This is a genomic window from Nocardioides nitrophenolicus (assembly GCF_016907515.1).
In the GTDB taxonomy this organism is placed as follows: domain Bacteria; phylum Actinomycetota; class Actinomycetes; order Propionibacteriales; family Nocardioidaceae; genus Nocardioides; species Nocardioides nitrophenolicus.
On sequence record NZ_JAFBBY010000001.1, the window covers coordinates 5,335,866 to 5,360,527 of the forward strand.

General features: G+C 73.9%; 26 protein-coding genes and 1 pseudogene. 15 read left to right on the forward strand and 12 right to left on the reverse strand.

Going from position 1 to position 24,662, the window contains the following annotated elements; translation table 11 throughout:
• Positions 1-9: 9 nt before the first annotated feature.
• A complete protein-coding gene (locus JOD66_RS25530; protein WP_204839585.1) occupies positions 10-681 on the forward strand; it encodes a class F sortase in 672 nt (223 codons plus the stop codon).
• On the opposite strand, the gene JOD66_RS25535 is transcribed toward JOD66_RS25530, so the two are convergent.
• The 10 genes and pseudogenes from JOD66_RS25535 to JOD66_RS28805 all read right to left on the reverse strand — a co-directional run.
• Positions 674-1,948 carry an MFS transporter gene (locus JOD66_RS25535; protein ID WP_204839586.1) on the reverse strand — a complete coding sequence of 425 codons (1,275 nt, stop codon included), beginning with the start codon at positions 1,946-1,948 and terminating at the stop codon, positions 674-676. The genes JOD66_RS25530 and JOD66_RS25535 overlap by 8 nt on opposite strands.
• A gap of 69 nt (positions 1,949-2,017) precedes the next feature.
• Positions 2,018-3,328: an MFS transporter gene (locus tag JOD66_RS25540; protein WP_204839587.1), complete on the reverse strand. Its 1,311-nt coding sequence runs from the start codon at positions 3,326-3,328 to the stop codon at positions 2,018-2,020.
• A complete protein-coding gene (locus tag JOD66_RS25545; RefSeq protein ID WP_204839588.1) occupies positions 3,280-3,627 on the reverse strand; it encodes a TfoX/Sxy family protein in 348 nt (115 codons plus the stop codon). Before JOD66_RS25545 ends, JOD66_RS25540 begins: the two co-directional genes overlap by 49 nt.
• 41 nt (positions 3,628-3,668) lie before the next feature.
• On the reverse strand, positions 3,669-4,241 hold the full coding sequence (locus JOD66_RS25550; protein WP_204839589.1) for a TIGR03086 family metal-binding protein: 573 nt from the start codon (positions 4,239-4,241) through the stop codon (positions 3,669-3,671).
• A complete protein-coding gene (locus JOD66_RS25555) occupies positions 4,238-4,735 on the reverse strand; it encodes an SRPBCC family protein (protein ID WP_204839590.1) in 498 nt (165 codons plus the stop codon). Before JOD66_RS25555 ends, JOD66_RS25550 begins: the two co-directional genes overlap by 4 nt.
• A complete protein-coding gene (locus JOD66_RS25560) occupies positions 4,732-5,094 on the reverse strand; it encodes an ArsR/SmtB family transcription factor (RefSeq protein ID WP_204839591.1) in 363 nt (120 codons plus the stop codon). Before JOD66_RS25560 ends, JOD66_RS25555 begins: the two co-directional genes overlap by 4 nt.
• 445 nt (positions 5,095-5,539) lie before the next feature.
• A complete protein-coding gene (locus JOD66_RS25565) occupies positions 5,540-6,199 on the reverse strand; it encodes a hypothetical protein (RefSeq protein ID WP_204839592.1) in 660 nt (219 codons plus the stop codon).
• Between the two features lie 7 nt (positions 6,200-6,206).
• Positions 6,207-6,923, reverse strand: coding sequence for an NUDIX hydrolase (locus JOD66_RS25570; protein WP_204839593.1), 717 nt, complete (start codon positions 6,921-6,923; stop codon positions 6,207-6,209).
• Positions 6,920-7,504: an isochorismatase family protein gene (locus tag JOD66_RS29760; protein WP_239547124.1), complete on the reverse strand. Its 585-nt coding sequence runs from the start codon at positions 7,502-7,504 to the stop codon at positions 6,920-6,922. The genes JOD66_RS25570 and JOD66_RS29760 overlap by 4 nt, the downstream gene beginning before the upstream one ends.
• A 3-nt stretch (positions 7,505-7,507) precedes the next feature.
• A pseudogene (locus JOD66_RS28805) lies at positions 7,508-8,815 on the reverse strand (nicotinate phosphoribosyltransferase); the annotation flags it as partial.
• 59 nt (positions 8,816-8,874) lie between these two features.
• Here JOD66_RS28805 and JOD66_RS25580 point away from each other — a divergent pair.
• From JOD66_RS25580 to JOD66_RS25590, 3 genes are all read left to right on the forward strand, one after another.
• A complete protein-coding gene (locus tag JOD66_RS25580; RefSeq protein WP_204839595.1) occupies positions 8,875-10,326 on the forward strand; it encodes an HsdM family class I SAM-dependent methyltransferase in 1,452 nt (483 codons plus the stop codon).
• Positions 10,327-10,390: 64 nt separating this feature from the next.
• Positions 10,391-11,395 (forward strand): hypothetical protein, encoded by a 1,005-nt coding sequence (locus JOD66_RS25585; protein ID WP_204839596.1) that lies wholly within the window; start codon positions 10,391-10,393, stop codon positions 11,393-11,395.
• Positions 11,396-11,438: 43 nt separating this feature from the next.
• Entirely contained in the window at positions 11,439-11,819 is a 381-nt protein-coding gene (locus JOD66_RS25590; protein ID WP_204839597.1) for a VOC family protein, read from the forward strand.
• Between the two features lie 11 nt (positions 11,820-11,830).
• Here JOD66_RS25590 and JOD66_RS25595 read toward each other — a convergent pair whose 3' ends face one another.
• Complete coding sequence (locus JOD66_RS25595) at positions 11,831-12,640, reverse strand: hypothetical protein (RefSeq protein WP_204839598.1); 810 nt, start codon at positions 12,638-12,640, stop codon at positions 11,831-11,833.
• Between the two features lie 94 nt (positions 12,641-12,734).
• A complete protein-coding gene (locus tag JOD66_RS25600; protein ID WP_204839599.1) occupies positions 12,735-13,493 on the reverse strand; it encodes an IclR family transcriptional regulator in 759 nt (252 codons plus the stop codon).
• Positions 13,494-13,600: 107 nt separating this feature from the next.
• Here JOD66_RS25600 and hutH point away from each other — a divergent pair, with 107 nt between their 5' ends.
• From hutH to JOD66_RS25655, 11 genes are read left to right on the forward strand one after another with little or no spacing between them, the layout of a single operon-like run.
• Entirely contained in the window at positions 13,601-15,145 is a 1,545-nt protein-coding gene (gene hutH / locus JOD66_RS25605; RefSeq protein WP_204839600.1) for a histidine ammonia-lyase, read from the forward strand.
• Complete coding sequence (hutU, locus tag JOD66_RS25610) at positions 15,142-16,812, forward strand: urocanate hydratase (protein ID WP_204839601.1); 1,671 nt, start codon at positions 15,142-15,144, stop codon at positions 16,810-16,812. The genes hutH and hutU overlap by 4 nt, the downstream gene beginning before the upstream one ends.
• 4 nt (positions 16,813-16,816) lie before the next feature.
• The gene (locus JOD66_RS25615) at positions 16,817-18,016 is read left to right on the forward strand and encodes an allantoate amidohydrolase (protein WP_307823716.1); all 1,200 of its coding nucleotides are present in this window, start codon (positions 16,817-16,819) and stop codon (positions 18,014-18,016) included.
• The gene (locus JOD66_RS25620) at positions 18,013-19,323 is read left to right on the forward strand and encodes a formimidoylglutamate deiminase (protein WP_204839602.1); all 1,311 of its coding nucleotides are present in this window, start codon (positions 18,013-18,015) and stop codon (positions 19,321-19,323) included. Before JOD66_RS25615 ends, JOD66_RS25620 begins: the two co-directional genes overlap by 4 nt.
• Positions 19,320-20,474 carry an imidazolonepropionase gene (hutI, locus tag JOD66_RS25625; RefSeq protein ID WP_204839603.1) on the forward strand — a complete coding sequence of 385 codons (1,155 nt, stop codon included), beginning with the start codon at positions 19,320-19,322 and terminating at the stop codon, positions 20,472-20,474. The genes JOD66_RS25620 and hutI overlap by 4 nt, the downstream gene beginning before the upstream one ends.
• Before the next feature lie 27 nt (positions 20,475-20,501).
• Positions 20,502-21,065 carry a DM13 domain-containing protein gene (locus JOD66_RS25630; protein WP_204839604.1) on the forward strand — a complete coding sequence of 188 codons (564 nt, stop codon included), beginning with the start codon at positions 20,502-20,504 and terminating at the stop codon, positions 21,063-21,065.
• A gap of 4 nt (positions 21,066-21,069) precedes the next feature.
• Positions 21,070-22,032 (forward strand): DUF389 domain-containing protein, encoded by a 963-nt coding sequence (locus tag JOD66_RS25635; RefSeq protein WP_204839605.1) that lies wholly within the window; start codon positions 21,070-21,072, stop codon positions 22,030-22,032.
• 23 nt (positions 22,033-22,055) lie between these two features.
• On the forward strand, positions 22,056-22,583 hold the full coding sequence (locus JOD66_RS25640) for a hypothetical protein (RefSeq protein WP_204839606.1): 528 nt from the start codon (positions 22,056-22,058) through the stop codon (positions 22,581-22,583).
• Between the two features lie 49 nt (positions 22,584-22,632).
• Positions 22,633-23,181, forward strand: a complete 549-nt coding sequence (locus tag JOD66_RS25645) for a DinB family protein (protein WP_372442809.1) — start codon at positions 22,633-22,635, stop codon at positions 23,179-23,181.
• Positions 23,178-23,372: a DUF3046 domain-containing protein gene (locus tag JOD66_RS25650; RefSeq protein WP_204839608.1), complete on the forward strand. Its 195-nt coding sequence runs from the start codon at positions 23,178-23,180 to the stop codon at positions 23,370-23,372. The genes JOD66_RS25645 and JOD66_RS25650 overlap by 4 nt, the downstream gene beginning before the upstream one ends.
• On the forward strand, positions 23,369-24,646 hold the full coding sequence (locus JOD66_RS25655) for an MFS transporter (protein WP_307823717.1): 1,278 nt from the start codon (positions 23,369-23,371) through the stop codon (positions 24,644-24,646). The genes JOD66_RS25650 and JOD66_RS25655 overlap by 4 nt, the downstream gene beginning before the upstream one ends.
• Positions 24,647-24,662: the final 16 nt, after the last annotated feature.

Genomic DNA, 24,662 nt, shown 5'->3' on the forward strand with positions numbered 1-24,662 from the left:
AATGGGCGGGTGGCTGTGGAGGAGGGGACCCGCCGGCGCGATCGGGCACTGCCCGTCGGCGTGGTCGGCGTGGTCGCGGTCGTGCTCGCGGCGCTGGTCGCGTGGCTGGTGCTGAGGGGCGGCGACGAGCCGACCCGGCCGGTCGCCGTACCGTCGCCGACGGTGACCCCGGCCCCGGCTCCCGCACCGCCCCCGCCGCCGAGGGATCCCTGCGCGCGGCCCGCGACCACCGGGTTCGCGCCGACGGCCGTCACCGTCCCGGGGATCGTCCGCCGGGCGCGGGTGCTGGCCCTGCCGCGCGACGCGGCCGGGGTGCCGGGCGTGCCTCCGGTCTCCGACAAGCTGTCCTTCGCCTGGGACCGCGGCGGCGTCGAGCCCGGGTCGACCGAGGGCCACGTCCTGCTGAACACGCACACCTGGCCCGACGGCACCGCCCTCGGCAACCGGCTGCTCTCCGGCCTGGAGGTCGGCGGCCGGCTCGTGCTGCGCGCCGGGAAGCAGGCGGCCTGCTACACCGTCACCGAGCGCACCGAGGTGCTGGCCAGCGCCGGCTACCCGGGCTGGGACGCGGTCGACGGGCCGCCGGCGGTGGTGATCGTGGTCTGCTCCGGGAAGCGGCTGGGGCCGGCGAACTGGACGCACCGCACGCTGTGGTTCGCCAGCCCGGCGACGGCTACCTGACCGCTTCCGGTACGACGACCACCCGCCCGTTGACCGCGGCCGGCAGGTGCCGCTCGAGCACCGTCGTCACCGCCACGATCGCGACGCACCCGAGCACCATCAGCGCGATCAGCGCGGCGCCCAGACCGTGCTCGAGGAGCACTCCCGCGACGATCGGCCCGGCGACGGTGCCGGCCTGGACGGCGGCGGCGTTGAGGGCGTTGTAGCGGCCGCGGAGGTGGTCGGCGGCGAGGTCGTTGTTGATCGCGGGCAGGGTGGGCTGGAGCAGGGTCTCGCCGATGCCGAACACGATGCCGAAGCCGAGCAGGCCGATGATCGCCAGCGCACTGCCGGGGGCGAGCGCGCCGGCGCCGAGGAGCAGCCAGGCGGCGGCCCAGAGCACGGCCATCACCGCCAGCACTCGGGTGCGGCGCCGGCCCCGGATCCGGCCCATCGCGGTGAACTGGAAGGCGACGATGACGAAGGTGTTGAGCGCGAAGCCGACGCCGATCAGCTCCGTCGACAGCCCGGCGTCGCCGCGGGCGAAGGCCGGCAGCCCGACCTCGAACTGGCCGTAGCCGATGAAGGTGGCGACGAAGGTCAGCAGGGTCAGCCAGCGCACCGCGGGACTGCGCAGGATGGCGCGGTAGCCGGGCGCCATGCCGGCCGCGAGGTCGCGAGGCGGGTGCAGCACCCGGCCGTGCAGGTGGCGCAGCGGACCGAGGAAGAGCGCGAGCGGGATCAGGCCGGAGGCCGCGTCGGCCAGGTAGATCGCGGTGAAGGTCTCCGGCCGCGCGACGTCGGCGAACAGCCCGCCCACGATGCCGCCGACGCCGAGCCCGAGGTTGGTGAGCGCGAAGTTCACGCCGAAGTACTGCTGGCGCACCTCGCCCTCGACCACGGTCGCGATGAGGGAGTTGAACGCCGGCCACGAGGCGCCGAAGTTGATGCCGAGCAGGACCAGCGCGACCGCTGCCGCGGCCGGGGTGGTCGCGAACGCGAGCAGCACGGTGCCCAGCACCATCGCCGACTGGCCGCCCAGCATGACCACCCGGGCGCCGTACCTGTCGGTGAGCGCGCCGCTGGGGCCGGTCACCACGAACGCCGACAGGGCGATGACGGCCATCAGTGCGCCGGACAGCCCGAGCCCGAAGCCGCGCACCTCGTGCAGGTAGATGAGGGTGAACGGCAGCACCAGGCCGCGGCCGAGGGTGGAGATCGCCACCGTGGACAGCAGCCACCGGCCTTCGGTGGGGAGTGCGGTCCAGAACGACTTCAACGAGATCATGCGTGGACCGTGTGCTTCACGACCGCAAATCCTACGGTTGTGGTGACCCTGCGACGAAATCGTGTCGGGTCAGGTCACCTCGGCGGTGGCGGAGCTCGCGCCGACGCCGTTGGCGGCCGCCGGGACGTGCCGCTCGAGGACCAGCGCCATCACCGCGATCGCCGCGCAGCCGGCGACCATCACGCCGACGTACGCCGCTCCGAGGTGGTGCTGCAGCAGGAAGCCGGCGACCACCGGACCGGCGATCGCCCCGCCCTGGAAGGCCGCCGCGGTGATCGCGTTGTAGCGACCGCGGGTGTGGTCGGTCGCGAGGTCGTTGGCCATCGCCGGGACGGTCGGCTGGAGCAGGGTCTCGCCGAGCGCGAACACCGCCATGTAGGCGAGCACGCCCGCGATCGCCAGGCCCCCGCCCGGCACCACGCCCGCCGCGCCGAGCAGCGCCCACGCCACCGCCCAGATCGCGGCCATGGCGATCATCACCCGGGTGCGCAGGTGTCGCTTGATCCGGTTGAGCACCGAGAACTGCAGCACCACGATCACCACCGTGTTGACCGCGAACGCCAGCCCGACGGTGCGGGTCGACACCTCCGCGGCCTGGCGCGCGAAGCCCGGGAAGCCGGCCTCGTGCTGGCCGTAGCCGATGAAGGTGCCGACGAAGGTGAGCAGGGTCAGCCAGCGCACCGCCGGCTGCCTGAGGATGGCGAGGTAGCCGACCGCCTCGGGGGTGGCGCCGTCCGCCGGCGCGCTCGCCCGCCCGTGGACGTGGCGCAACGGGCCGAGCAGCAGGGCGAGCGGGACCAGGCCGGTGAGCGCGTCGCCGACGAAGATCGCGGTGAAGGTGCCGGGCCGGTCGACGTCGGCGAACAGCCCGCCGACCACACCGCCGACGCCGATGCCGAGGTTGACCAGCGCGAAGTTGATGCCGAAGTACTGCTGGCGCAGCTCCCCGCTCACCACCGCCGCGATCAGCGCGTTGAACGCCGGCCAGGACACGCCGAAGTTGAAGCCGACCAGGACCAGCGCCACCGCGGCGAGCGCCGGCGTCGTCGCGAAGGCGAGGGTCAGGTTGCCGGCGATCATGGCGGCCAACCCGACCAGCAGCACCGCGCGGGCGCCGTAGCGGTCGACGAGGGCGCCGCCCGGACCGGTCACCAGGAAGCCGACCACCGCGATCAGTGCCATCAGGGTGCCGGACAGCCCTAGGTCGAAGCCGCGGACCTCGTGCAGGTAGATCAGCGTGAACGGCAGCGTCAGGCCGCGGCCGAGGGTCTGGATCGCGACGGTCGACAGCAGCCAGCGGCCCTCCCTGGGCAGCGCCGCCCAGAAGGACCTCACTTCGCCGGCAGCGACGCGGCGTAGGTCGCGCCGCGACGCACCCACGCGGCCAGCGCCTCGTCGGTGGCGAGGTCGGCGAGATCGACGCGCAGCCAGCCCGTCATCGACCGCCCCCGCATCTCCATCGGGTACGCCGGCGTGGTCGCCACCAGCTCCTCGCCCTCCGCCGGGTCGACGCGCACCATCAGGCCGCCCTGGCCGCTGGCCGCGAGCGCCATGTGGCCGTCGACCATGAAACCCAGCCCGCCGAACATCCTCTTCTCCGTCAGCTCGCGGCCCGCCGCCCCCGGCTCCTCGGCGAGGAGGTCGCGGAGCCGCCCGGCCAGCTCTTCGTCGTACGCCATGGATCGAGGCTAGGACCGGCCGCCGACAGCGCTCCGGCCGGCTACGGCCGCCAGGACGGGTCGCGGCCGATGAACCCGACCAGCCGGTCCTGCCAGGGCGCGTCCTCGGGGACCGGCACCCGGGCGCCGTACTGGCCGCTCTGGCGCAGCATCTCGTCGAGCGGTGCCATTCCCTCGACCATCACCCGGCAGCGCTCGGCGTCGAGGGTGTCGTCCTGGCCGGTGGCGCGGGCCAGGTCCCAGGTGTGCATGAAGACGTCGCCGGTGTAGAACTGCGAGATCGCCTGGGGGAGGTGCAGCAGAGGCAGCCGCGGGTGGTCGAAGACCACGTCCGCCGTGGCCGGGTCGTCGAGCAGTGCCTGCACGCCGGCGGCGTGGTGCTCCCAGGCCGCGACCGGGTCGGCGTCCACGTCGGGTCCGGCCGCGAGCCGCAGGTCGGAGCCGTCGGCGAGGAAGGCGGGGAACCACTCGACCAGGTGTCGGACGACGTCGCGGGCGCGCCACTCGGCGACCGGGGTCGGCGCGTCCCAGCCGTCCGCGCCGACTCCGCGCACCTTCTCGCCGAAGACGCCCGCGACGGTGCGGTGCTCCTCGGCGGGCTCGGCCGGGATCATCCCTGGGCTCCGGTCAGGGAGGCGAGCAGGCGGTCGAGTGCGGCGTACCCCTCGTTGACGCCGACCTCCATCCCGCTGGCGAGCATCCCGGCGCGGGACTCGAAGTCGTAGACCACCGACAGCGCCTCGAGCCGGCACCGGCCGCCGGGCAGCTCGACGAAGACCATGGTGTCGAGGCTGACCGCGTCGGGCATCTCCTCGAAACCGAAGGTCTGCACGATCTTCTCGTTCTGGTCGACCCGGTGCACCGCGCCGTAGAAGTGCGCGACCTCCGCGCCCTCCCGGGTCGCGGTGTAGCGGTACTCGCCGCCGGTGCGGATGTCCCACACGTCGATGTCCATCCCGATCGAGTCGGGACCCAGCCACTGCTTGACCAGGTCCGGCTCGACGTGGGCGCGGAAGACGAGCTCGCGCGGGGCGTCGAACTCGCGGACCATCCGCACGGTCGGCACCTCGGGGTCGGCCTCGATGAGGGTCTCGGGGGTGGTGGTCATCCTGCTGCTCCTTCGTTTCGCTGATCGTCCTCGCCCTGCATCCGGGCGAGGACCTGGTCCAGTCGGCGGTAGCGCTCCTCGGCCTGCCGTCGGTAGCGCTCGATCCACTTCGTCATCAGGTCGAACACCTCCGCGTCCAGGTGGACCGGACGCCGCTGCGCGTCCCGGCTGCGGCTGACCAGACCGGCCTCCTCCAGCACCTTGAGATGCTTGGAGACCGCCTGGAGCGACACGTCGTACGGCGCCGCGAGCTCGCTCACCGTCGCGTCGCCCGCCGCGAGCCGGGCCACCATGTCGCGCCGGGTCGGGTCGGCGAGGGCGCCGAAGACCCGGGAGAGTCGGTCGTCTTGCTCAACCATGTGGTTGAGTACACAGGGGGTGGCTGGGTTTGTCAACCAGTTGGTTGAGTGAGTGGGTGGCTGGGGCCGGGCGGGGCCACGCCGCTGTAACACGTAGTTCGCGCACCTACCGGACTCGCGCCGCATGTTGCGGACCCGCACGGACGCCGGTCCGCGACGTCCCGGGTCCGGGAGAGCAGCGAACAACGTGTTGCAGCGCCTGCGGAGGTCCTCGGCACCCGCCGCTCGCGGTCGGGCCTGCTGTAACACGTTGTTCGCTGGCCTGTGCGACGTACGTCGTATGTCACGGACCCGCACGGACGCCGGTTCGCGACGTCCCGGGTCCGGGAGGGCAGCGAACTCCGTGTTACAGCGCCGTGCACCCCGCCCACGCCGCCCGGAGCACCCCGCCCACGCCGCCCGGAGCGCCCCGCCCAGCCGACCCAGCTCAGCGCGGAGCGGAGTGCTACCGGCTGATCGCGCTGATGTGCCGCCAGAACGGGTCGTCGTCGGTCTCGGCGTCGATGTGGGGCGTGCGGGCGACGATCTCGTCGGCGCGGGCCGGGGTGGTGGCGCCGAAGGTGCGCCGCAGCCAGTCCTGCAGCTCGACGGGCGGGCGCAGGTCGAAGCGCTCGGACTCGTCGGCGTCGGCGAGCTCGCGGGCCAGGTCCTCGGCGGGGGTGAGGGCGTGCACCTCGGGCCAGGCCGGCTCGCCGTACCCGATCGCGAGGAAGCGCAGGAAGTCGACCGGGTCGTCGGCGATCAGGCCGACCCAGCTCGAGCCGGAGCCGGACCCGAGGTGGCCGAAGCGGACCCGGTCGCCGTCGTACCAGAGGGCGGCGTAGGAGCCGTCGCCGCCGGTCCGCGCGATGGGTACGACGGACGAGGTCTCGGCCGGGTCGTCGTTCCCGGTGTAGTAGCGCAGGTGCGCGGGGTCCGGGAGCGCGAAGTAGACGCCGGACTGGCCGTCCTCCGGCTCGCCCGGGTAGAGCCGCAGGAAGGTGCCGTGGTCGTTGTCGATCCGGGCACCGATCTCCTCGAGGAAGTCGAGGGCGGCGCGCAGGGTGTCGGGGAGCCGTCGGTCGTCGGTGAGCCCGGCCTGGAGCCGGTCGGCGAAGTCGCCCATCGCCGGCTCAGCCCCGCGCCATCGGCGGCGATACGACGGTCGCCGGGCCGCGCCGGTACAGCAATGCCCGCCGGCCACCGGCCTCGGTGGCCTCGCCCCGCACGTCGGTGGGGACGACGAAGCCGTCGGTCCCGAGCACCTTGCGGCGGAAGTTGCCGAGGTCGGGCGGCGTGCCCCACACGGCGGCGTACACCCGGCGCAGCTCGGGGAGCGTGAACGGCTCGGCGACGAACTCGGTGGCGAGGGTGGTGTACTCCAGCTTGGCCCGGACCCGCTCGCGGGCGTCGAGCAGGATCTGGCGGTGGTCGAAGGCGAGCGTGGGCCCGTCGCCGTCGTCGCCGCCCTCGAGCAGGTCGTCGACCACCCACCATCGCGCGTCGGAGGCGTCGGTGCCGGCCTGGGGCTCCGGCAGGTCGGGGGCCAGGGCGACGTGGGCGATCGAGACGACACGCTGGCGCGGGTCGCGGTCGGGGGCGGAGTAGGTGCGCAGCTGCTCGAGATGCCCGGGGAAGCGCGCCATGCCGGTCTCCTCGCGCAGCTCACGCCAGGCGGCCTGCTCGGCGTCCTCGTCGGGTTCGACGAACCCGCCGGGCAGCGCCCAGGAGCCGGCGTACGGCTCCTCTCCGCGCTCGACCAGGAGGACGGCGAGGGCGCCGTCGCGGATGGTGAACACGGCCAGGTCCACGGCCACCGCGAACGGCGGGTACTCGGTGGTGTAGCTCATCGGGTCACCTCCACGCCGGCCGCGGCGAGCTCCTCGAGCGCCGCCTTCGACGAGTCGGGTGCGACGCCGGCGTGCAGGCCGGCGAGCAGCCGGACCCGGAAGCCCTCGCGCACGGCGTCGAGCGCGGTGGCGCGGACGCAGTAGTCGGTGGCGATGCCGGTGACGTCGACCTCGGTGACCCCGGCGTCGCGCAGCACGTCGGCCAGCCGCTCGCCGTCGGCGGTGACCCCCTCGAAGGCGGAGTACGCCGGCTCGCCCATGCCCTTGACCACGTGGTGGGTCACGGCGGCGGTCGCCAGCTCCGGCGCGTACTCCGCGCCCGTCTCGCCCTGTACGCAGTGCACCGGCCAGGTGGTCACGAAGTCCGGCTCGGTGCCGGGCTCGTGGAAGTGGCCGCCGTTGGTGTCGCCCGCGTGGTGCCAGTCGCGGGAGGCCGCGACCACGGCGTAGTCGCCGGCGTGGGCGGCGAGGTGGTCGCTGATCCGACCGGCGACCTCGCGCCCGCCGGTGACGCCCAGCGAGCCGCCCTCGACGAAGTCGTTCTGGACGTCGACGACGACCAGGGCCCGGGTGCTGTCCATGGCTGTCTCCTCTCGGGTTTCTTCGCGCAGCGTGGTGGTGAGGTACGCCGGCCCGGCGGCGACGGTGCGCGCGTCGGCGGGCAGGGTGGCGAGGGTCGCGGCCGCGAAGTCCCGGACCTCGGCGAGCGTGGGCCGGTGCACGACCTCGCCGGCCCGGATCAGCGCCACCTGGACGGCCCGGGAGGTCGGGTCGGGTGGGGGAGCGGCCTGGCCGGTGAACCACTCGGCGCGCAGGACGCCGGCGTCGTCGTACGCGCGGAAGGCCTGCTTGCGGCCGCCGACCGAGCCCTTGTCCTTGGACTTCTTCGCGACCGGGCGCAGCGGCTCGCCGGGCCCGTCGGCGATCGCGACGAGCTTGTAGACCATGCTCGCGGTCGGGTGGCCGGAGCCGGTGGCGACGCGGGTGCCGACGCCGTAGCCGTCGATCGGGGCGTCCGCGAGCGCGGTGATCACGAACTCGTCGAGATCGCTGGTGACCACGATCCGGGTCCGCTCGGCGCCCAGGGAGTCGAGCAGGACCCGTGCCTTGTGGGACTCCTCGGCCAGGTCGCCGGAGTCGATCCGGATCGCGCCGAGGTCGGTGCCGGCGACCTCGACGGCGGTGCGGATGCCGTCGGCGATGTCGTAGGTGTCGACCAGCAGCGTGGTGCCGACGCCGAGCGCCTCGACCTGGCTGCGGAAGGCGTCGGCCTCGGTGTCGTGGGCGAGGGTGAACGCGTGGGCGGCGGTGCCCGCGGTGGGTACGCCGTACCTTCGGCCCGCTGCGAGGTTGCTCGTCGTCGCGAAGCCCGCGAGGTAGGCCGCGCGCGCGGTGGCGACGGCGGCCTCCTCGTGGGTGCGCCGGCCACCCATCTCGATGATCGGCCGGCCGCCCGCCGCGTCGACCATGCGTGCGGCCGCGCTGGCGATCGCGGTGTCGTGGTTGAGGATGCTCAGGACGAGCGTCTCCAGCAGCAGGCACTCGCCGAGGGTGCCGGTGACGGTGAGGATCGGGCTGCCGGGGAAATAGAGGTCGCCCTCGCGGTAGCCGTCGACGTCGCCGCGGAAGCGGAAGTCCGCCAGATAGCGGGCGGTCTCGGCCCCGATGACGCCCTCGGCCTCCAGCCAGGCGAGCTCGTCGGCGGCGTAGGTGAAGTGCTCGAGCGCCTCGAGCAGCCGGCCGAGTCCCGCGAGCATCCCGTAGCGGCGCCCCTCGGGCAGGCGGCGGGCGAACGCCTCGAACACGGCCGGCCGGCCGGCGCTGCCGTCGCGCACGAAGGAGTCGAGCATGGTCAGCTCGTAGCGGTCGGTGAGCAACCCGGTCCGGTCCATCACAGCTCCTCGATGTTGTAGTCAGTTTGACTATAACATGACTCCTCTAGGGTCCCAGCATGGCGCGCGGGCACGAGGCGGACGAGGCGGCCACTGCCTACGAGCGCCATCTGGCCGTCAACGACCGCGACCGCAGGCGCGCCCAGGGCTCGTTCTACACCCCGGCCGAGCTGGTCGACTGGGTGCTCGACCATGCGCTGCCGGCGGCCGGGACGGTGCTCGACCCCGCCTGCGGAACCGGGCACTTCCTGGTCGCGGCGGCACGCCGACTCGGCGTGCGCGCCGTGCACGGCTCCGACCTCGACCCGGAGGCGGTGCGGATCGCACGGGAGCGGCTGCAGGCACTCGAGCCGGACCTCTCGGCCGCGGAGATCGCCGAGCGGGTCGTGGTCGCCGACGGGCTGGTCGCCTGGGAGGGCCGGACCTTCGACGCCGTCGTCGGCAATCCGCCCTTCCTGGGTCAGCTGCGCCGGCGCTCGGCCGGGCGCAGCGAGGACCACCGGCGCGGCCTGGGCGCCTACACCGACACCAGCGCGGTCTTCCTGCGCCGCGCGCTCGACCTGGTCGGGCCGGGCGGCACGGTCGCGCTCGTCCAGCCGCTCTCCGTACTCGCCACGCGCGACGCGGGCCCGGTCCGGGAGGCGGTCGCCGCGCACGGCGCGGTCACCGACTTCTGGTGCGCCGCGCGGCCGGTCTTCGACGGGACCACCGTGCTCACCTGCGTCCCGGTGGTGCGCGTGGGCGCCCGGCCCGCCACCGACCCCGACGGCTGGGGCGCGCTGGCCGCTCCTCACTTCGGCATCCCGGCCGTGCGCCTGGTCAGTTCGCGGCCGCTCGGGGACCTGGCGACCTGCACCGCCGACTTCCGCGACCAGTACTACGGCCTGGCGCCCTTCGTCCACGACCGCCTGCCCGGCGGCACGCCGCTCGTCACCACCGGTCTGATCGACCCCGCCGAGCTGCGCTGGGGGAGAGCGCCGACCCGCTTCGCCCGCCGCTCGTACGACGCCCCGGCGGTCGACCTCGCCGCCCTGCGATCCGACGGCACGCTCGCGGCGTGGGCCGAGTCCCGGCTGGTGCCCAAGCTGCTGGTGGCCGGGCAGGGCCGGGTGATCGAGGCGGTCGCCGACGAGGCCGGCGGCTGGCTGCCGTCGGTGCCGGTGGTGAGCGTCGTACCTCATGACGGCGAGGACCTGTGGCGGCTGCTGGCCGTGCTGCTGGCGCCGCCGGTCGCCGCCCACGCCGCCACCCGCTACCTCGGCGCCGGGCTGACCGCGGGCTCGGTCAAGGTCAGCGCCCGCCAGCTCGCCGGGCTGCCCCTCCCGAGCGACGCCGGCGCGTGGCGGGCGGGCGCGCGGCTGGCCGAGGCGGCCCAGCGCGCGGACGCGGACGGGCGCGCGGCACGCCTCGGTGAGCTGGCGGAGGTGATGACCGCCGCCTACGGCCTGCCGGCCGGGCACGAGGTGGTCGACTGGTGGCGACGGCGGCAGGTGCGATCCCCGGGCGGCTGACGGGCGGCTGACGGGCGGCGTTTGCGGGAGCCGGCGGGCGGGCACGGGCCGAGGCGTGTCCCAGATGCTCGCGGCCCTCGTGCCCCACCTCCCGGCCGGCCTGGAGGTGCCCGACGAGCTCGAGCAGGCATGGAGCTGGATGGAGGAGCAGGGCTGGGGCATCGACAGCGACCACGGCTACTTCCTCACGCCCTACGCGGGCGAGCGCGTGCTCGGCGTCGTGTTCGGCGTCCTGGAGGAGTTCCTGGAGCACTGGCTGGTCCCGGGCTTCCCGGTCGGACGGCTGGTGCCGATCGGCACGATCGCTGGCGACGGCTCCGCCGTGGCGCTCTGGCTCGACGACGAGGGCACGCCGCGCTTCGTCGGCCTGGGCTCGGAGGGCGAGAGCTACCTCCTCGCCGACTCCGCCGTCGACTTCCTGCGGCTGGTGGCGATCGGCTACCGCGAGCTGACCGACTACGACCTCGGGCTGCCGCCCGGCGACGAGGAGCCGGTCGCGGCGCTGGGGCCCTTCCGGGCCTGGGTCGAGTCGACCTTCGGCGTGGTCGTGCCGTCGGAGTGGCCGGCCGTCGGCGAGGACGAGTTCACCGACTGGGTGGACCGGGCCAGCGGCACGCCACCGTCGGTGGACCTGCGCCGGCTGCCCGACGACAGCCCCGCCGCCGACGTGGTCGCCGGCGACGCGCGGGCGCTGCTCCAGCACCTCGGCGGTCCCGACGGAGCCGCCGCTCTGCGCGCGGTCGCGGCCACCGTGGGCGTCGTCGTACCTCGCGACGTCACGGAGCTGCGCTGGGCCGGAGCGGTGCTCCGGGCCAACGGGCTGGAGGTCGCCGTACGCCGGGGCGTGGTCGAGACGATCTTCGTCCGGGTGGCGTCCTACCCGCGTCCCACGGCGCTCCTCGACGGGCTCGACCCGGGCGTCGGCGCCGAGGACGCCGTCGCCCTGTTCGGGGCGCCGGAGTGGCGCGGCCCCCACGGCCTGCGGTACGTCGTCGACGGGCGCTACCTGCACCTCGAGTTCGGCGCCGCCGGCATCGAGCGGCTGACCCTGATGCTCCGCGCGCCATGAGGCGGCCGATGAATCGGGCCCGCGCGGCCGGTCTCCACCAGGCATGAGCGATTTCCTGGCCGACGGAGTCGAGCTGTTCGCGGGCATCTGCGTGCGGGACCACGCCGCGGTCCGGCCGTGGTACGAGGCGCTGTTGGGCGGGCCGCCGTCGTTCATGGCGCACGAGACCGAGTCCGTGTGGGAGGTGGCCCCGCACCGCTGGCTGGTCGTCGAGGAGCGTCCCGAGCGGGCCGGTGGCGCCGTGCAGACGCTCTTCGTCGCCGACCTCGACGACCGGGTGGCGGCGATCAGGGCCCGCGGGATCGAACCGGACGCCGAGGAGGTCTACGGCGAGGGCGTGCGCAAGGTGATCTTCCGGGACCCGGACGGCAACGAGGTCGGCTTCGGGGGCAATCCCGAAGCCGACCTCGTGACGGACGGCTGAGCCGGCGGCGGCTACGCCGAGGTGCAGAAGACCTCGGGGTCGGCGGCGACGGGAACCGGGTTGGGCGCCGTCGGCAGGTTGCCCGGGTTGTCGACGGTGAACGAGAGCCCCAGGCGGAACGGGCTGCTCAGCGGCACCGTGACCAGTTCCGACTGGGTCAGCCGGAAGGCCTTCGAGTAGACCGCGGCGTCGTCGCTGAGGACCGAGATGGTCGCCTGTGCCGTCGCGTCCGAGTTGTCGCCGAGGCCCAGGCGGGCGCGCAGCGCCACGCAGTTGCGGTTCACGTTGTAGTCGACCAGCCGCGTGGCGTAGCTCCAGTTGTACCCGACGAGCGCCGGGCCGTAGGCCGTCGCGTTGATCTGGACCGACTTCTCCACCGACCAGCCCGAGATCGTGCGCGTCTTCAGCTTGGTCAGGTCCTTCCACTCGTAGACCCCGACGGTCACCTTGGCGGACTTCTTCTTCGGGCCTGCGGCGCTGACCACGCGGTACTTGCGGAGGACCGCGGTGGTGGTCTTGTCCTTGACCCGGTAGGTGCCGTCGGCCTTGACCTTGACGGTCGCCTGGGCCTTCCACTTCGAGCCGGCCCGCTTCTGCTGGAGGGTCACCTTGGTGACCTTCTTGCTGGTGACGGCGCCGGTGACGACGACCTTCTTGCCCTTCTCGACGACCGTGCTCTTGACGGCGATGGAGATCGCGGGCGCGGCGGCGGTGGCGCGCACGGCCGACGGCGTCTCGGAGGTGGTGGCGACGGCGGGCGTCGCCAAGGTGACGGCGGCGGTCAACAGCAGGGCGGACGGCCCGGCGGTGAGAAGTCGCATGTGGTGCTCCCTTCGGTGGTTCCTGGCCTGGGAGGGATCCCCCCGGGCGGGTGTGCCGAAACCACAGAGGTCACATCCGTTTCGGAGACCCGCCCTATCGGCCGCGCAGCCGGCGGCCGAGAGTGCCGGCCGTGGCGACGACCGCTCGCGCCAGCCGGGCGCGCTGCCCGGCGTCCAACTCGTCGGTCGGGTAGGTGATGGCGACCCCGGCGACCGGCATCGCGTTGTGGTCGAGAACGGCGGCCGCGACGCTCGCCATGCCCTGGGTGACCTCGCTGTCCTCGACCGCGAACCCGCGCTGCCGGGTCTGGGCGAGCACCGAGCGCAACGCCGTGGGTGAGCTGGGGCCGACGCCGGTCCGGTCCACGAACGACGCCCGGTCCGGGTAGAGCGCGCGGACCTGGCTGGCCGGCAGGTGCGCGAGGATCGCGCGTCCGCTGGCGGTCAGGTGCGAGGGCAGCCGGACGCCGACGTCGGTGACGAGTGGGGGCCGTCCGGGGGCACGCTCCTCCACGACGTACAGCACGTCGCGGCCGTGGGGGACCGCGAGGTGGGCGCTGTGGCCGGTGCGGTCGACGAGAGCGGCGAGCGGCCGGCGGGCCAGGCGCTGCAGCGGGGCCTGACGTGCGTAGCCCGAGCCGACCTCGAAGGCCGCCACCCCGAGGCCGTAGCGACGGTCGTCGGGCAGGTGCACCACGAAGCCCTCGTCGGCCATCGCCTGGAGCAGGTGGTACGTCGTGGACCGGGGGATCGCCAGCTCGCGCGCGATCCGCTCGACCGGGACCGGCTCCGGCTGCGCGGCGAGGAAGCGCAGCACGCGCAGGGCCCTGGTCGCGGCGGGAACCTGGGGCATCGCAGCTCCTTCGCGGCTTGTCGGTGAGGTCACGCTGTCTCGGATCTGAGACTCATCATGCCGCGAGGCCCTGGTGGACGCCACCCCCTGAGGCACAGGATCGTGGCATGGAGAAAGTGACGATCGGTACGGGTGCGGTCTCGTTCGACGACGTGGTCGCGGTCGCCCGTGGGGGCGCCGGTGTGGTGCTCAGCGACGAGGCCCTGGCGGCCATCGACAAGGCGCGCGCGGTCATCGAGGACCTCGCCGCGTCCCCGACGCCCCACTACGGCGTCTCCACCGGGTTCGGCGCGCTCGCCACCCGGCACATCGCCCCCGAGCTGCGCGCCCAGCTGCAGCGCTCGCTGGTCCGCTCGCACGCGGCCGGCAGCGGCCCCGAGGTCGAGCGCGAGGTGGTCCGCGGCCTGATGCTGCTGCGCCTGTCGACGCTGGCGACCGGCCGCACCGGCGTACGGCGGGAGACCGCCGAGCTGCTCGCCGCCCTGCTGACCCACGGCATCACGCCCGTCGTGCACGAGTACGGCTCGCTCGGCTGCTCCGGCGACCTGGCGCCGCTGGCGCACTGCGCGCTCGCGCTCATGGGGGAGGGCCCGGTGCGCACGGCCGACGGCGAGCTCACGGATGCCGCCACCGCCCTCGCCGCGGCCGGGCTGACGCCGGTCGAGCTGCAGGAGAAGGAGGGCCTGGCCCTCATCAACGGCACCGACGGCATGCTCGGCATGCTCGTGCTCGCGATCCACGACCTGACCGAGCTGCTCAAGGTCGCCGACATCTCCGCGGCCATGTCGGTCGAGGGCCAGCTCGGCACCGACCGGGTGTTCGCGCCCGAGCTGCAGGCCATCCGCCCGCACCCCGGCCAGGCGGCCTCCGCGGCCAACCTCACCGCGCTGCTGCGCGACTCCGGCGTCGTCGCCTCGCACCGCGGCCCCGACTGCAACCGGGTGCAGGACGCGTACTCGCTGCGCTGCTCGCCCCAGGTCCACGGCGGCGTGCGCGACACGGTCGCCCACGCGGCCTCGGTGGCCTCTCGCGAGCTCGCGTCGGCCGTCGACAACCCGGTGGTCCTCGCCGACCAGGGCCGCGTCGAGTCCAACGGCAACTTCCACGGCGCGCCGGTCGCCTACGTGCTCGACTTCCTCGCGATCGTCACCGCCGACCTCGCGTCGATCGCGGAGCGTCGTACCGACCGCTTCCTCGACAAGGCCCGCAACCACGGCCTCCCGCCGTTCCTGGCCGACGACCCGGGCGTCGACTCCGGCCTGATGATCGCGCAGTACACCCAGGCCGCGATCGTCTCCGAGCTCAAGCGCCTGGCCAACCCCGCCAGCGTCGACTCGATCCCGTCGAGCGCCATGCAGGAGGACCACGTCTCGATGGGCTGGTCGTCCGCGCGCAAGCTCCGCCGCTCGGTCGACGGGCTCACCCGAGTCCTCGCGATCGAGCTGATGACGGCGGCCCGGGCGCTCAACCTGCGCGCCCCGCTCACCCCCAGCCCCGCCACCGGCGCCGTCGCCGAGCTGCTCCGCGGCGCCGGCGTCGGCGGCCCCGGCACCGACCGCTTCCTCGCCCCCGAGATCGACACCGCCTACCAGCTCGTCGCCGACCGCTCCGTCACCGCGGCCGTCGCGAACGTGATCGGAGAACTCGCATGACCACCCAGCAGGACAACCCGCGCCTCCCCATCCACGCCGCCACCGGCACCGAGCTGACCGCGAAGTCGTGGCAGACCGAGGCCCCGCTGCGGATGCTGATGAACAATCTCGACCCCGAGAACGCCGAGCGTCCCGAGGACCTCGTCGTCTACGGCGGCACCGGCAAGGCCGCGCGCAGCTGGGAGGCGTACGACGCCCTCGTGCGCACCCTGCGCGACCTCGAGGACGACGAGACCATGCTCGTCCAGAGCGGCAAGCCGGTCGGCGTCTGGAAGACCAACAAGTGGGCGCCCCGCGTGCTCATCGCCAACTCCAACCTGGTCGGCGACTGGGCCAACTGGGAGGAGTTTCGCCGCCTGGAGGAGCTCGGCCTCACCATGTACGGCCAGATGACGGCCGGCTCGTGGATCTACATCGGCACCCAGGGCATCCTCCAGGGCACCTTCGAGACGTTCGCCGCGGTCGCCGACAAGCGCTTCGACGGCACGCTCGCCGGCACGATCACGCTGACCGCCGGGCTCGGCGGCATGGGCGGCGCCCAGCCGCTCGCCGTCACCATGAACGACGGCGTCGCGATCTGCGTCGACGTCGACCAGAGCCGGATCACCCGTCGCATCGAGCACCGCTACCTCGACGTCCAGGCCGACGACCTCGACCACGCGCTCGAGCTGGCGGTGGCCGCGCGCGACGAACGACGCGGCCTGTCCATCGGCCTGCTCGGCAACGCCGCCGAGATCTTCCCGAAGCTGCTGGAGATGAAGGCGCCGATCGACATCGTCACCGACCAGACGTCGGCGCACGACCCGCTGTCGTACCTGCCCGTGGGCGTGCCGTTCGAGGAGTGGCAACAGACCGCCGAGCGCGACCCGGAGGGCTTCACGAAGGACGCGCAGGCGTCGATGGCCGCGCACGTGCGGGCGATGGTGGAGTTCCAGGACGCCGGCGCCGAGGTCTTCGACTACGGCAACTCGATCCGCGACGAGGCGCGCAAGGGCGGCTACGACCGGGCGTTCGAGTTCCCGGGCTTCGTCCCGGCGTACATCCGGCCGCTGTTCTGCGAGGGCAAGGGCCCCTTCCGCTGGGCCGCGCTCTCCGGCGACCCGGCCGACATCGCCGCCACCGACAAGGCGATCCTCGAGCTGTTCCCCGACAACGAGCGGCTCCACAAGTGGATCGGCATGGCCCAGGAGCGGGTCCACTACCAGGGCCTCCCGGCGCGGATCTGCTGGCTGGGCTACCAGGAGCGCCACCTGGCCGGCCTCAAGTTCAACGAGATGGTCAAGAACGGGGAGCTCAAGGCGCCGATCGTGATCGGCCGCGACCACCTCGACTGCGGCTCCGTCGCGTCGCCCTACCGCGAGACCGAGGCCATGCTCGACGGCTCCGACGCGATCGCCGACTGGCCGCTGCTCAACGCGATGACCGCCGTCGCGTCCGGCGCCACCTGGGTGTCGCTGCACCACGGCGGCGGTGTCGGCATGGGCCGCTCGATCCACTCCGGGCAGGTGTGCGTCGCCGACGGCACTGAGCTGGCTGCTGCGAAGATCGAGGCCGTGCTGACCAACGACCCGGGCATGGGCGTCATCCGCCACGTCGACGCGGGCTACCCGCGGGCGATCGAGGTGGCCGCCGAGCGCGGCGTCCGGATCCCCATGCAGGAGGGCTGATCACGTGACCCAGGTGGCCGACTTCGAGCAGATGTGGCGCGACCTCGCGCCCGTCGGACGCTCGGCGTCCTCCGGCGGCTACTTCCGCCAGCCTTGGCACTCCGCCGAGCTCGAGCTGCGGGCGTGGTTCCGCGAGGCGGCCACGGCCCGGGGGCTCGAGCTCGAGGAGGACCCGTTCGGCAACCTGGTCGCCTGGTGGGGGCCGGACAGCCTCGGCTCGGGCACGGACAAGGTGCTCACCGGCTCCCACCTCGACTCCGTCCTCGACGGCGGTGCGTACGACGGCCCGCTGGGCGTCGTCTCGTCGTTCGCCGCGGTCGACCTGATGCGCTCGCGCGGGGTGCAGCCGGCGCGGCGGCTCGGGGTCGCGGCGTTCGTCGAGGAGGAGGGCTCCCGCTTCGGCCGGGCCTGCCTCGGCTCCCGGCTCGCCGTCGGCACCACCACCTGGGACGTCGCGCGCGAGCTCACCGACCGCGAGGGCGTTCGTCTGGGCGACGTGATCGAGGGAGGCACGTCGACCCTGCTCGACGGCGTCGCGACCTACGTCGAGCTCCACGTCGAGCAGGGCCGCGGCCTGATCGACCTCGACGCACCCGTCGGCGTACACAGCGCGATCTGGCCGCACGGGCGCTACCGCTACGACATCGCCGGCCGGGCCGACCACGCGGGCACCACTCGCATGGAGGACCGCGCCGACCCGATGCTCACCTACGCGATGACCGCGCTCGCCGCCAACAAGCAGGCTCGCCTCTCGGGGCAGCGCGCGACCTTCGGCCGGATCGACGTGCGGCCCAATGGCACCAACGCCGTCCCCTCCCACGTCACCGCCTGGCTCGACGCCCGGGCCGAGTCCGACGCCGCGCTGGCCGCCCTCGTCGCCGCCGTCGAGAAGCAGGCCCTCGACCGAGGCGGCCGCGACGGCACCACGGTCACGGTCACGCCCGAGTCGGTCAGCGGCGAGGTCGCCTTCGACACCGCGCTGCGCGACGAGCTCGTCGCGCGGCTCGGGGGAGTGCCGGTGCTGCCGACCCAGGCCGGCCACGACGCCGGGATCCTCCAGGACGCCGGCATCCCCACCGCGATGCTCTTCGTCCGTAACCCGTCGGGCGTCTCGCACTCGCCGTACGAGTCCGCCGAGACAGCCGACTGCCTGGCCGGCGTCGAGGCGCTGGCCGACGCGCTCACCGGGCTGGTCGCGCCGTGACGGCGTACCTGCTCGAGCGGGCGTGGGTCGACGGCCGGGTCCGGGACACCGTCCGGGTCGAGGTCGAGCACGGGCGGATCACCTCCGTCGATCCCGACGCCACGACCACCGGCATCCCGCTGCGCGGGCTCACCCTGCCCGGCCTCGCCAACACCCACAGCCACGCCTTCCACCGGGCCCTGCGCGGGCGCACCCAGACCGACCGCGGCACCTTCTGGACCTGGCGCGAGCAGATGTACGCCGTGGCCGGGCGGCTCGATCCCGACACGTACTACGAGCTGGCCAAGGCCACGTACGCCGAGATGGTCGCGGCCGGCTACACCTCGGTCGGCGAGTTCCACTACCTCCACCACCAGGCCGGCGGGACGCCGTACGACGAGCCCAACGCGATGGGCAACGCCCTCCTCGCCGCGGCCCGCGACGCCGGCATCCGGATCACTTTGCTCGACACGCTCTACCTGTCGAGCGGCTTCGGCGCCGCCCCCGAGGGCGTGCAGCGCCGCTTCTCCGACGGCACCGCGGAGGCCTGGCACGAGCGCGTCTTCGCGCTCGCCCCGCTGACCGGCGCCGCCTCCCTGATCGGTGTCGCGGCCCACTCGGTGCGCGCGGTCCCCGCCGACGCGCTGAAGGCGTTCGCCCCCTACGTCGCGGACGGCGTACCGGTCCACGTGCACCTCTCCGAGCAGGTCAAGGAGAACGCCGACTGCGTCGCCGCCCACGGCGTCACGCCGACCCGACTGCTCGCCGACCACGGCGTGCTCGGCCCGATGACGAGCGCGGTCCACGCCACCCACCTGACCGACGAGGACATCCGACTGTTGGGGGAGGCGCGCGCGTTCGCGTCGTTCTGCCCCACCACCGAGCGCGATCTCGGCGACGGCATCGGCCCGGCGCGCGCGCTGCAGGAGGCCGGATCGGTGCTGACGCTCGGCTCCGACAGCCACGCGGTCATCGACGCCTTCGAGGAGATGCGCGCCGTGGAGATGGACGAGCGCCTCGCCACCCAGGCCCGCGGCCACTGGACCGCCGCCGAGCTGCTGCTCGCCGGCACCGCCGACGGCCACCGCAGCCTCGGCTTCGCCGACGCGGGCGCGATCGCGGTCGGCCAGCGCGCCGATCTCGTCACCATCGACCTCGCCTCGCCCCGTACCGCCGGGACCGGCCGGGACGAGCACGCCGCCGTCTTCGCCGCGGCCGCGGCCGACGTCACGCACGTCGTGGTCGACGGCAAGGTCGTGTTCGAGGGCGACCACGGCGCCGTCGGGCGCTCCCTCGACGACGTGATCGGAAGGATCTGGAACCCATGAGCCTGCTCATCACCAACATCGGCGAGCTGGTCACCAACGACCCCGCCGCTGAGCCGGGCGACCTGCTCGGCGTGCGCACCGACGCGGCCGTCGTCCTCACCGACGGCGTCGTCTCGTGGGTCGGTGCGGCCGCCGACGCGCCCGCCGCCGACGAGGTCGTCGACGCCCAGGGCCGCGCGGTGCTGCCCGGCTTCGTCGACAGCCACAGCCACCTGGTGTTCGCGGGCGACCGGTCGCTGGAGTTCCAGGCCCGGATGGCGGGGGAGTCCTACGCCGCGGGCGGCATCCGCACCACCGTCGCGGCCACCCGTGCGGCGTCCGACGACCAGCTCGCGGCCGGCGTCGCACGCCACGTCGCCGAGATGCGCCGCCAGGGCACGACCACGCTCGAGATCAAGTCCGGCTACGGCCTGTCGGTCGAGGACGAGGCCCGCTCGCTGCGCGTCGCCCGTGAGTTCACCGACGAGACGACCTTCCTCGGCGCCCACGTCGTCGCCCCCGAGTACGCCGACGACCCGGCCGGCTACGTCGACCTGGTCACCGGCCCGATGCTCGAGGCCGCCGCCCCCCACGCGCGCTGGATCGACGTGTTCTGCGAGCGCGGCGCCTTCGACGAGGACCAGGCCCGCACCATTCTCGCCGCCGGTGCGGCCGTCGGCCTGAAGGGCCGCCTCCACGCCAACCAGCTCGGCGAGGGCCCCGGTGTCCGCCTCGCCGCCGAGCTCGGCCTCACCGCCGTCGACCACTGCACCTACCTCAGCGACGACGACGTCCACGCCCTGCGCGACGCCGGCACCGTCGCGACGCTGCTGCCCGGCGTCGAGTTCAGCACGAAGCACCCCTACCCGTCGGGCCGCCGGCTGATCGACGCCGGTGTCACCGTCGCGCTCGCCAGCGACTGCAACCCGGGCTCCTGCTACACGAGCTCGCTGCCGTTCTGCATCGCGCTCGCCGTCCGGGAGATGGGGATGACGCCCGCCGAGGCGGTCTGGGCCGCGACCGCCGGCGGCGCCGCCGCCCTCGGTCGCACCGACGTGGGCCGCGTCGTGGTCGGCGGCCGGGCCGACCTGCAGCTGCTCGACGCGCCCACCCACGTGCACCTCGCCTACCGGCCCGGCGTGCCACTCGTCGTCCGGACCTGGAGCGCGTGACGAGCCACTCGGCCTAAGGTGGCGGGCATGTCCCGCAGGCGCGCGATCTGGCTCTCCGTCGGTGGCGTCCTCGTGGTCGCCCTCGTCGCCGGGCTGGCGGTCTTCCAGCCCTGGCTACTGGTCGTCGACCGCACCGCCGACGAGACCGACGACCCCGCCGCCGTCGTCGGTACGGCGACCGGCGGGCTCGGCGACACCAGCGTGCCCTCGGCGCCGGGCGCGGAGCTGACCCGGGTGGTGCTCGCGTCGGCGGACTTCATCGACGGCGAGCACGGCACGTCGGGCACGGCCACGATCTACCGCCGTAGCGACGGCACTCGGTTCCTGCGCATCGAGGACCTCGACACCTCGAACGGCCCCGACCTCCACGTCTGGCTCAGCGACCGGCCCAGCGGCGGCGACTGCGCCGGCTGCCGCGATTCGTGGGGCATCTACGACGACGACGCCTACGTCCGGCTCGGCGAGCTGAAGGGCAACCAGGGCAGCCAGAACTACGAGATCCCGGCCTCGGCGGACCTGTCGTCGATGCGCTCGGTCGTCATCTGGTGCGACCGCTTCAACGTCGCGTTCGGCACCGCACCTCTAGCCTGACCTCGTGCAGCACCTGCGGATCACCTCGCCCCGCGACCTGACTCCCGCCGTCATCGACGCGCTCCGGGGCGACCCGGCGGTCACCGGTCTCACCTGCGTGCACGGCGCGTCCCTGGTGCCCGAGGGCGACGTCGTCGAGGCGGACGTGCCTCGCGAGGCGGTCAACGACGTCGTCGACGCGCTGCGTACGATCGGCGTGCCGCGGGAGGGCGCGATCCACGTGGTCCCGGTCGCGACCTGGCTCTCGCAGCCGGCCCTGGACGCGGAGCGCCGTACGCCGGGGTCGTCGGCCGACTCCGTGGTGTGGGCCGACGTCACCCAGCGCGCCTACGAGGAGTCCGAGCTCAACTGGACCTTCCTGACGTTCATGAGCCTGGCCACCCTCATCGCCAGCATCGCCATCGTCCTGGACTCGCAGATCCTCGTGATCGGCGCGATGGTGCTGGGGCCGGAGTTCGTGCCGATCGCGGCGCTCGGCCTCGCCCTCGTACGACGGCGCCCGTCCCTGCTGCGCTACGCCGTCCGCTCGCTGCTGGTCGGCTTCGCGGTCGCCATCGCCTTCGCCACGCTCGCCGCGCTCGCGGCGCGGGCGCTCGGCTGGGTCACGCTCGACCAGGTGACCGCGCCGCGGCCCGCGACGGCCTTCGTCTACACGCCCGACAAGTGGTCCTTCATCGTCGCGGTCGTCGCCGCCGCGGCAGGAGCCCTCTCGCTCACCTCGGCCAAGGTCGGCGGGCTCTCGGGCGTGTTCATCTCCGTCACCACGATCCCGGCGGCCGGCAACGTCGCGCTGGGCCTGGCGTTCGGCGTCCCCGACGAGATCCGCGGCAGCCTGCTCCAGCTGCTGCTCAACATCTCCGGGATGGCGGTCGCCGGCTGGCTGACGCTCGCCTTCCAGCAGGCGGTGTGGAGCCGGATGTCCGAGCGACGCGCGCTGCTGGCGGCCAGGATCCGCCGGCGGGACTGACCCGTCCGGCTACCGTGCGGGGCATGGCTCTGTCCGACGAGGATGCCCACGGCACCATGCCCAGCGCGCGCCGCGACCGCTCGGTCGTGGTCGACGGCTGGTTCGCCAGCCACGCCGACTCCGGGACGCCCGGCCCCCACCTGCGGCTGCGCGCCTCCGACTTCGAGGACCTCGTGATCCGCACCGACCAGGTGCCGATGCTGTGCGCGCTGCTGACCGCCGTCGCCGAGCGGATCGACGCCCGGTGGGCCGTCGACGGCGAGCGGTACGCCGACGAGGTCGTCCGGCGCGCGCCCGACCCCCAGGACCCCGAGGTCGAGCGCGCCGCGGCCCTGGCCCGACTGCGGTTCGTCGCCGACGTCGGCGCCCGCGCCGAGGAGGTGCTCGCACTGGTCCGTGCCGCCGACAGCACCGACGAGGCGGTCGACGCCGTGGCGGCGCTGCTGGACGCCGACCCGGCCGACGTACTGGTCCGGCTCGCCCGCTTCAACCTGCTCGGCCTGACCCGCGCGGCCACTGAGCGGCGCTGGCAGTTGATCGACGGCGATTGACCGGATCCCCGCTCGTGGCGGGGGATCCGGCGCCACGAGGATGGTCTCCGTGAGCAACGAGACCACCGCCGAGATCGTCCCCGACACCAAGGACTGGACCTGGGTGCTCGACCGTCCGTGCCCCGACTGCGGGTACGACCCGACGGCCGTCGACCGGGTGGCCTTCGGCGACGTCATCCGCGACAACGCGGACTTCTGGGTGTCGGTGCTCGAGTCGCCGCGCGCGGACGTCCGGCCCACGCCGACGGTCTGGTCGCCGACCGAGTACGCCTGCCACATCCGCGACGTCCACCGCGTCTTCCTCGGCCGGGTCGAGCAGATGCTGGCCGAGCCCGACCCGCGGTTCGCGAACTGGGACCAGGACGAGACCGCCGTCGCCGAGCGCTACGACGAGCAGCGGCCCGCGGCCGTCGTACCCGACCTGGTGGCGGCGGCCGACGCCGTCGCCGACGCCTACGACGCGGTGCCCGACGACGCCTGGGCCCGGCCGGGGCGGCGCAGCAACGGCAGCGTCTTCACCGTCGAGACGCTCGGGCGATACCACCTGCACGACCTGGTGCACCACCGCTGGGACGTCCGGTGGATCATGGGGGAGTGAGGCACACCGAGTTCTGGGCACGCATGGACCGCAACCTCGGTGACGGCTACGCCCGGGTGTGGGCCGACAGCTTCGTGATCGGCACGCTCGACCACCGCACCCCGAGCCAGGCGCTCGCCGACGGCGTCTCGCCGAAGGAGGTCTGGCGCGCGGTCTGGGAGGTGCGCGAGCTCCCGGAGAGCGAGCGGTGACCGGGCTGGCCGAGCCCGACCTGGTCCTCGGCGGGGTGCAGCGGCGCACCGTCCGCGTCCTCGTGCTCACCCAGGCCGTCGGCGCGGTCGGCATCACCATCGGCATCGCCACCGCGTCCCTGCTCGCGCGCGACCTCTCGGGCTCGGAGTCGATGGCCGGCCTGGCCCAGACCGCGCAGGTGCTCGGCGCGGCGGTCATCTCGTTCCTGCTGGCGCCGCTGATGGCGCGACGGGGGCGTCGTACGGGACTGGTGACGGGCTACGTCGTCGGCTCGGCCGGCGCGCTGACCGCGGTACTGGCCGGCGTGGCCGGCTCGATGGTGCTGCTCCTCGTCGGCGCGATGATGCTCGGCGCGACCACCTCCGCCAACAACGCCGCGCGGTATGCCGCCACCGACCTCGCCACCGACGACAACCGGGCGCGGTCGCTGTCCCTCGTCGTGTGGGCCACCACGATCGGCGCCGTCGCCGGACCGAACCTGACCGGGCCGGCCGGGTCCTTCGCCGACGCCGTCGGCATCCCGGAGCTGACGGGCCCGTTCGCGATCGGGGCGATCGGCATGCTCACCGCGGCGGTCCTGGTCGGGCTCCTGCTGCGCCCCGACCCGCTGCTCCTCGCACAGGAGGCGGCCGCGCGGGCGGTGCCGGGCGGCGTGCGGACGGGGTCGTCGTGGAGCCGGGCCGCGGCCACGGTGCGCGAGCGGCCGGTCCTGGGGTACGCCATCGCCGGGCTCGCGCTCACCCACGCCACCATGATCGGCGTGATGACGATGACGCCGCTGCACATGGAGCACGGCGGCTCCGGGCTCGAGGTGATCGGCATCGTCATCAGCGTCCACGTCCTCGGCATGTTCGCCTTCTCGCCGCTGGTCGGCATGCTCGCCGACCGGGTCGGCCGGCCGCCCGTGCTCGCCGCCGGGGGAGTCGTGCTGCTCGCCGCGCTGCTGCTGTGCGCGTCCTCGCCGAGCGGGATGTCGTGGGAGGTGACCGCCGGGCTGTTCCTGCTCGGCGTCGGCTGGTCGCTCGCGATGGTCTCGGCGTCCACCCTGGTCGCCGAGCACGCGCCGCTCGACGTACGCACCGACGTGCAGGGCGTCTCCGACCTCGTCATGGGCCTGACCGCCGCTGCCGCGGGAGCGGTCGCCGGCGTCGTGGTCGGCGGTGCCGGCTATCCCGCCCTCGCCCTCGGCAGCCTGCTGCTCGTCGTCGGCGTCCTCGGCTGCGCGGCCCGGGCGATCGCCGAGTCGCGCGGCGCGACACGCCGACTCGCCTGACGCGACTTCGAACAGG

What these genes read in the sequence shown, in the direction of transcription:
- JOD66_RS25535 (WP_204839586.1), bottom strand. Translation starts at nt 1,948, where the DNA reads ATGATCTCGTTGAAGTCGTTCTGGACCGCACTCCCCACCGAAGGCCGG.
- JOD66_RS25545 (WP_204839588.1), bottom strand. Translation starts at nt 3,627, where the DNA reads ATGGCGTACGACGAAGAGCTGGCCGGGCGGCTCCGCGACCTCCTCGCC.
- JOD66_RS25550 (WP_204839589.1), bottom strand. Translation starts at nt 4,241, where the DNA reads ATGATCCCGGCCGAGCCCGCCGAGGAGCACCGCACCGTCGCGGGCGTC.
- JOD66_RS25555 (WP_204839590.1), bottom strand. Translation starts at nt 4,735, where the DNA reads ATGACCACCACCCCCGAGACCCTCATCGAGGCCGACCCCGAGGTGCCG.
- JOD66_RS25560 (WP_204839591.1), bottom strand. Translation starts at nt 5,094, where the DNA reads ATGGTTGAGCAAGACGACCGACTCTCCCGGGTCTTCGGCGCCCTCGCC.
- JOD66_RS25565 (WP_204839592.1), bottom strand. Translation starts at nt 6,199, where the DNA reads ATGGGCGACTTCGCCGACCGGCTCCAGGCCGGGCTCACCGACGACCGA.
- JOD66_RS25570 (WP_204839593.1), bottom strand. Translation starts at nt 6,923, where the DNA reads ATGAGCTACACCACCGAGTACCCGCCGTTCGCGGTGGCCGTGGACCTG.
- JOD66_RS29760 (WP_239547124.1), bottom strand. Translation starts at nt 7,504, where the DNA reads ATGGACAGCACCCGGGCCCTGGTCGTCGTCGACGTCCAGAACGACTTC.
- JOD66_RS25580 (WP_204839595.1), top strand. Translation starts at nt 8,875, where the DNA reads ATGGCGCGCGGGCACGAGGCGGACGAGGCGGCCACTGCCTACGAGCGC.
- JOD66_RS25585 (WP_204839596.1), top strand. Translation starts at nt 10,391, where the DNA reads ATGCTCGCGGCCCTCGTGCCCCACCTCCCGGCCGGCCTGGAGGTGCCC.
- JOD66_RS25590 (WP_204839597.1), top strand. Translation starts at nt 11,439, where the DNA reads ATGAGCGATTTCCTGGCCGACGGAGTCGAGCTGTTCGCGGGCATCTGC.
- JOD66_RS25595 (WP_204839598.1), bottom strand. Translation starts at nt 12,640, where the DNA reads ATGCGACTTCTCACCGCCGGGCCGTCCGCCCTGCTGTTGACCGCCGCC.
- JOD66_RS25600 (WP_204839599.1), bottom strand. Translation starts at nt 13,493, where the DNA reads ATGCCCCAGGTTCCCGCCGCGACCAGGGCCCTGCGCGTGCTGCGCTTC.
- hutH (WP_204839600.1), top strand. Translation starts at nt 13,601, where the DNA reads ATGGAGAAAGTGACGATCGGTACGGGTGCGGTCTCGTTCGACGACGTG.
- hutU (WP_204839601.1), top strand. Translation starts at nt 15,142, where the DNA reads ATGACCACCCAGCAGGACAACCCGCGCCTCCCCATCCACGCCGCCACC.
- hutI (WP_204839603.1), top strand. Translation starts at nt 19,320, where the DNA reads ATGAGCCTGCTCATCACCAACATCGGCGAGCTGGTCACCAACGACCCC.
- JOD66_RS25630 (WP_204839604.1), top strand. Translation starts at nt 20,502, where the DNA reads ATGTCCCGCAGGCGCGCGATCTGGCTCTCCGTCGGTGGCGTCCTCGTG.
- JOD66_RS25640 (WP_204839606.1), top strand. Translation starts at nt 22,056, where the DNA reads ATGGCTCTGTCCGACGAGGATGCCCACGGCACCATGCCCAGCGCGCGC.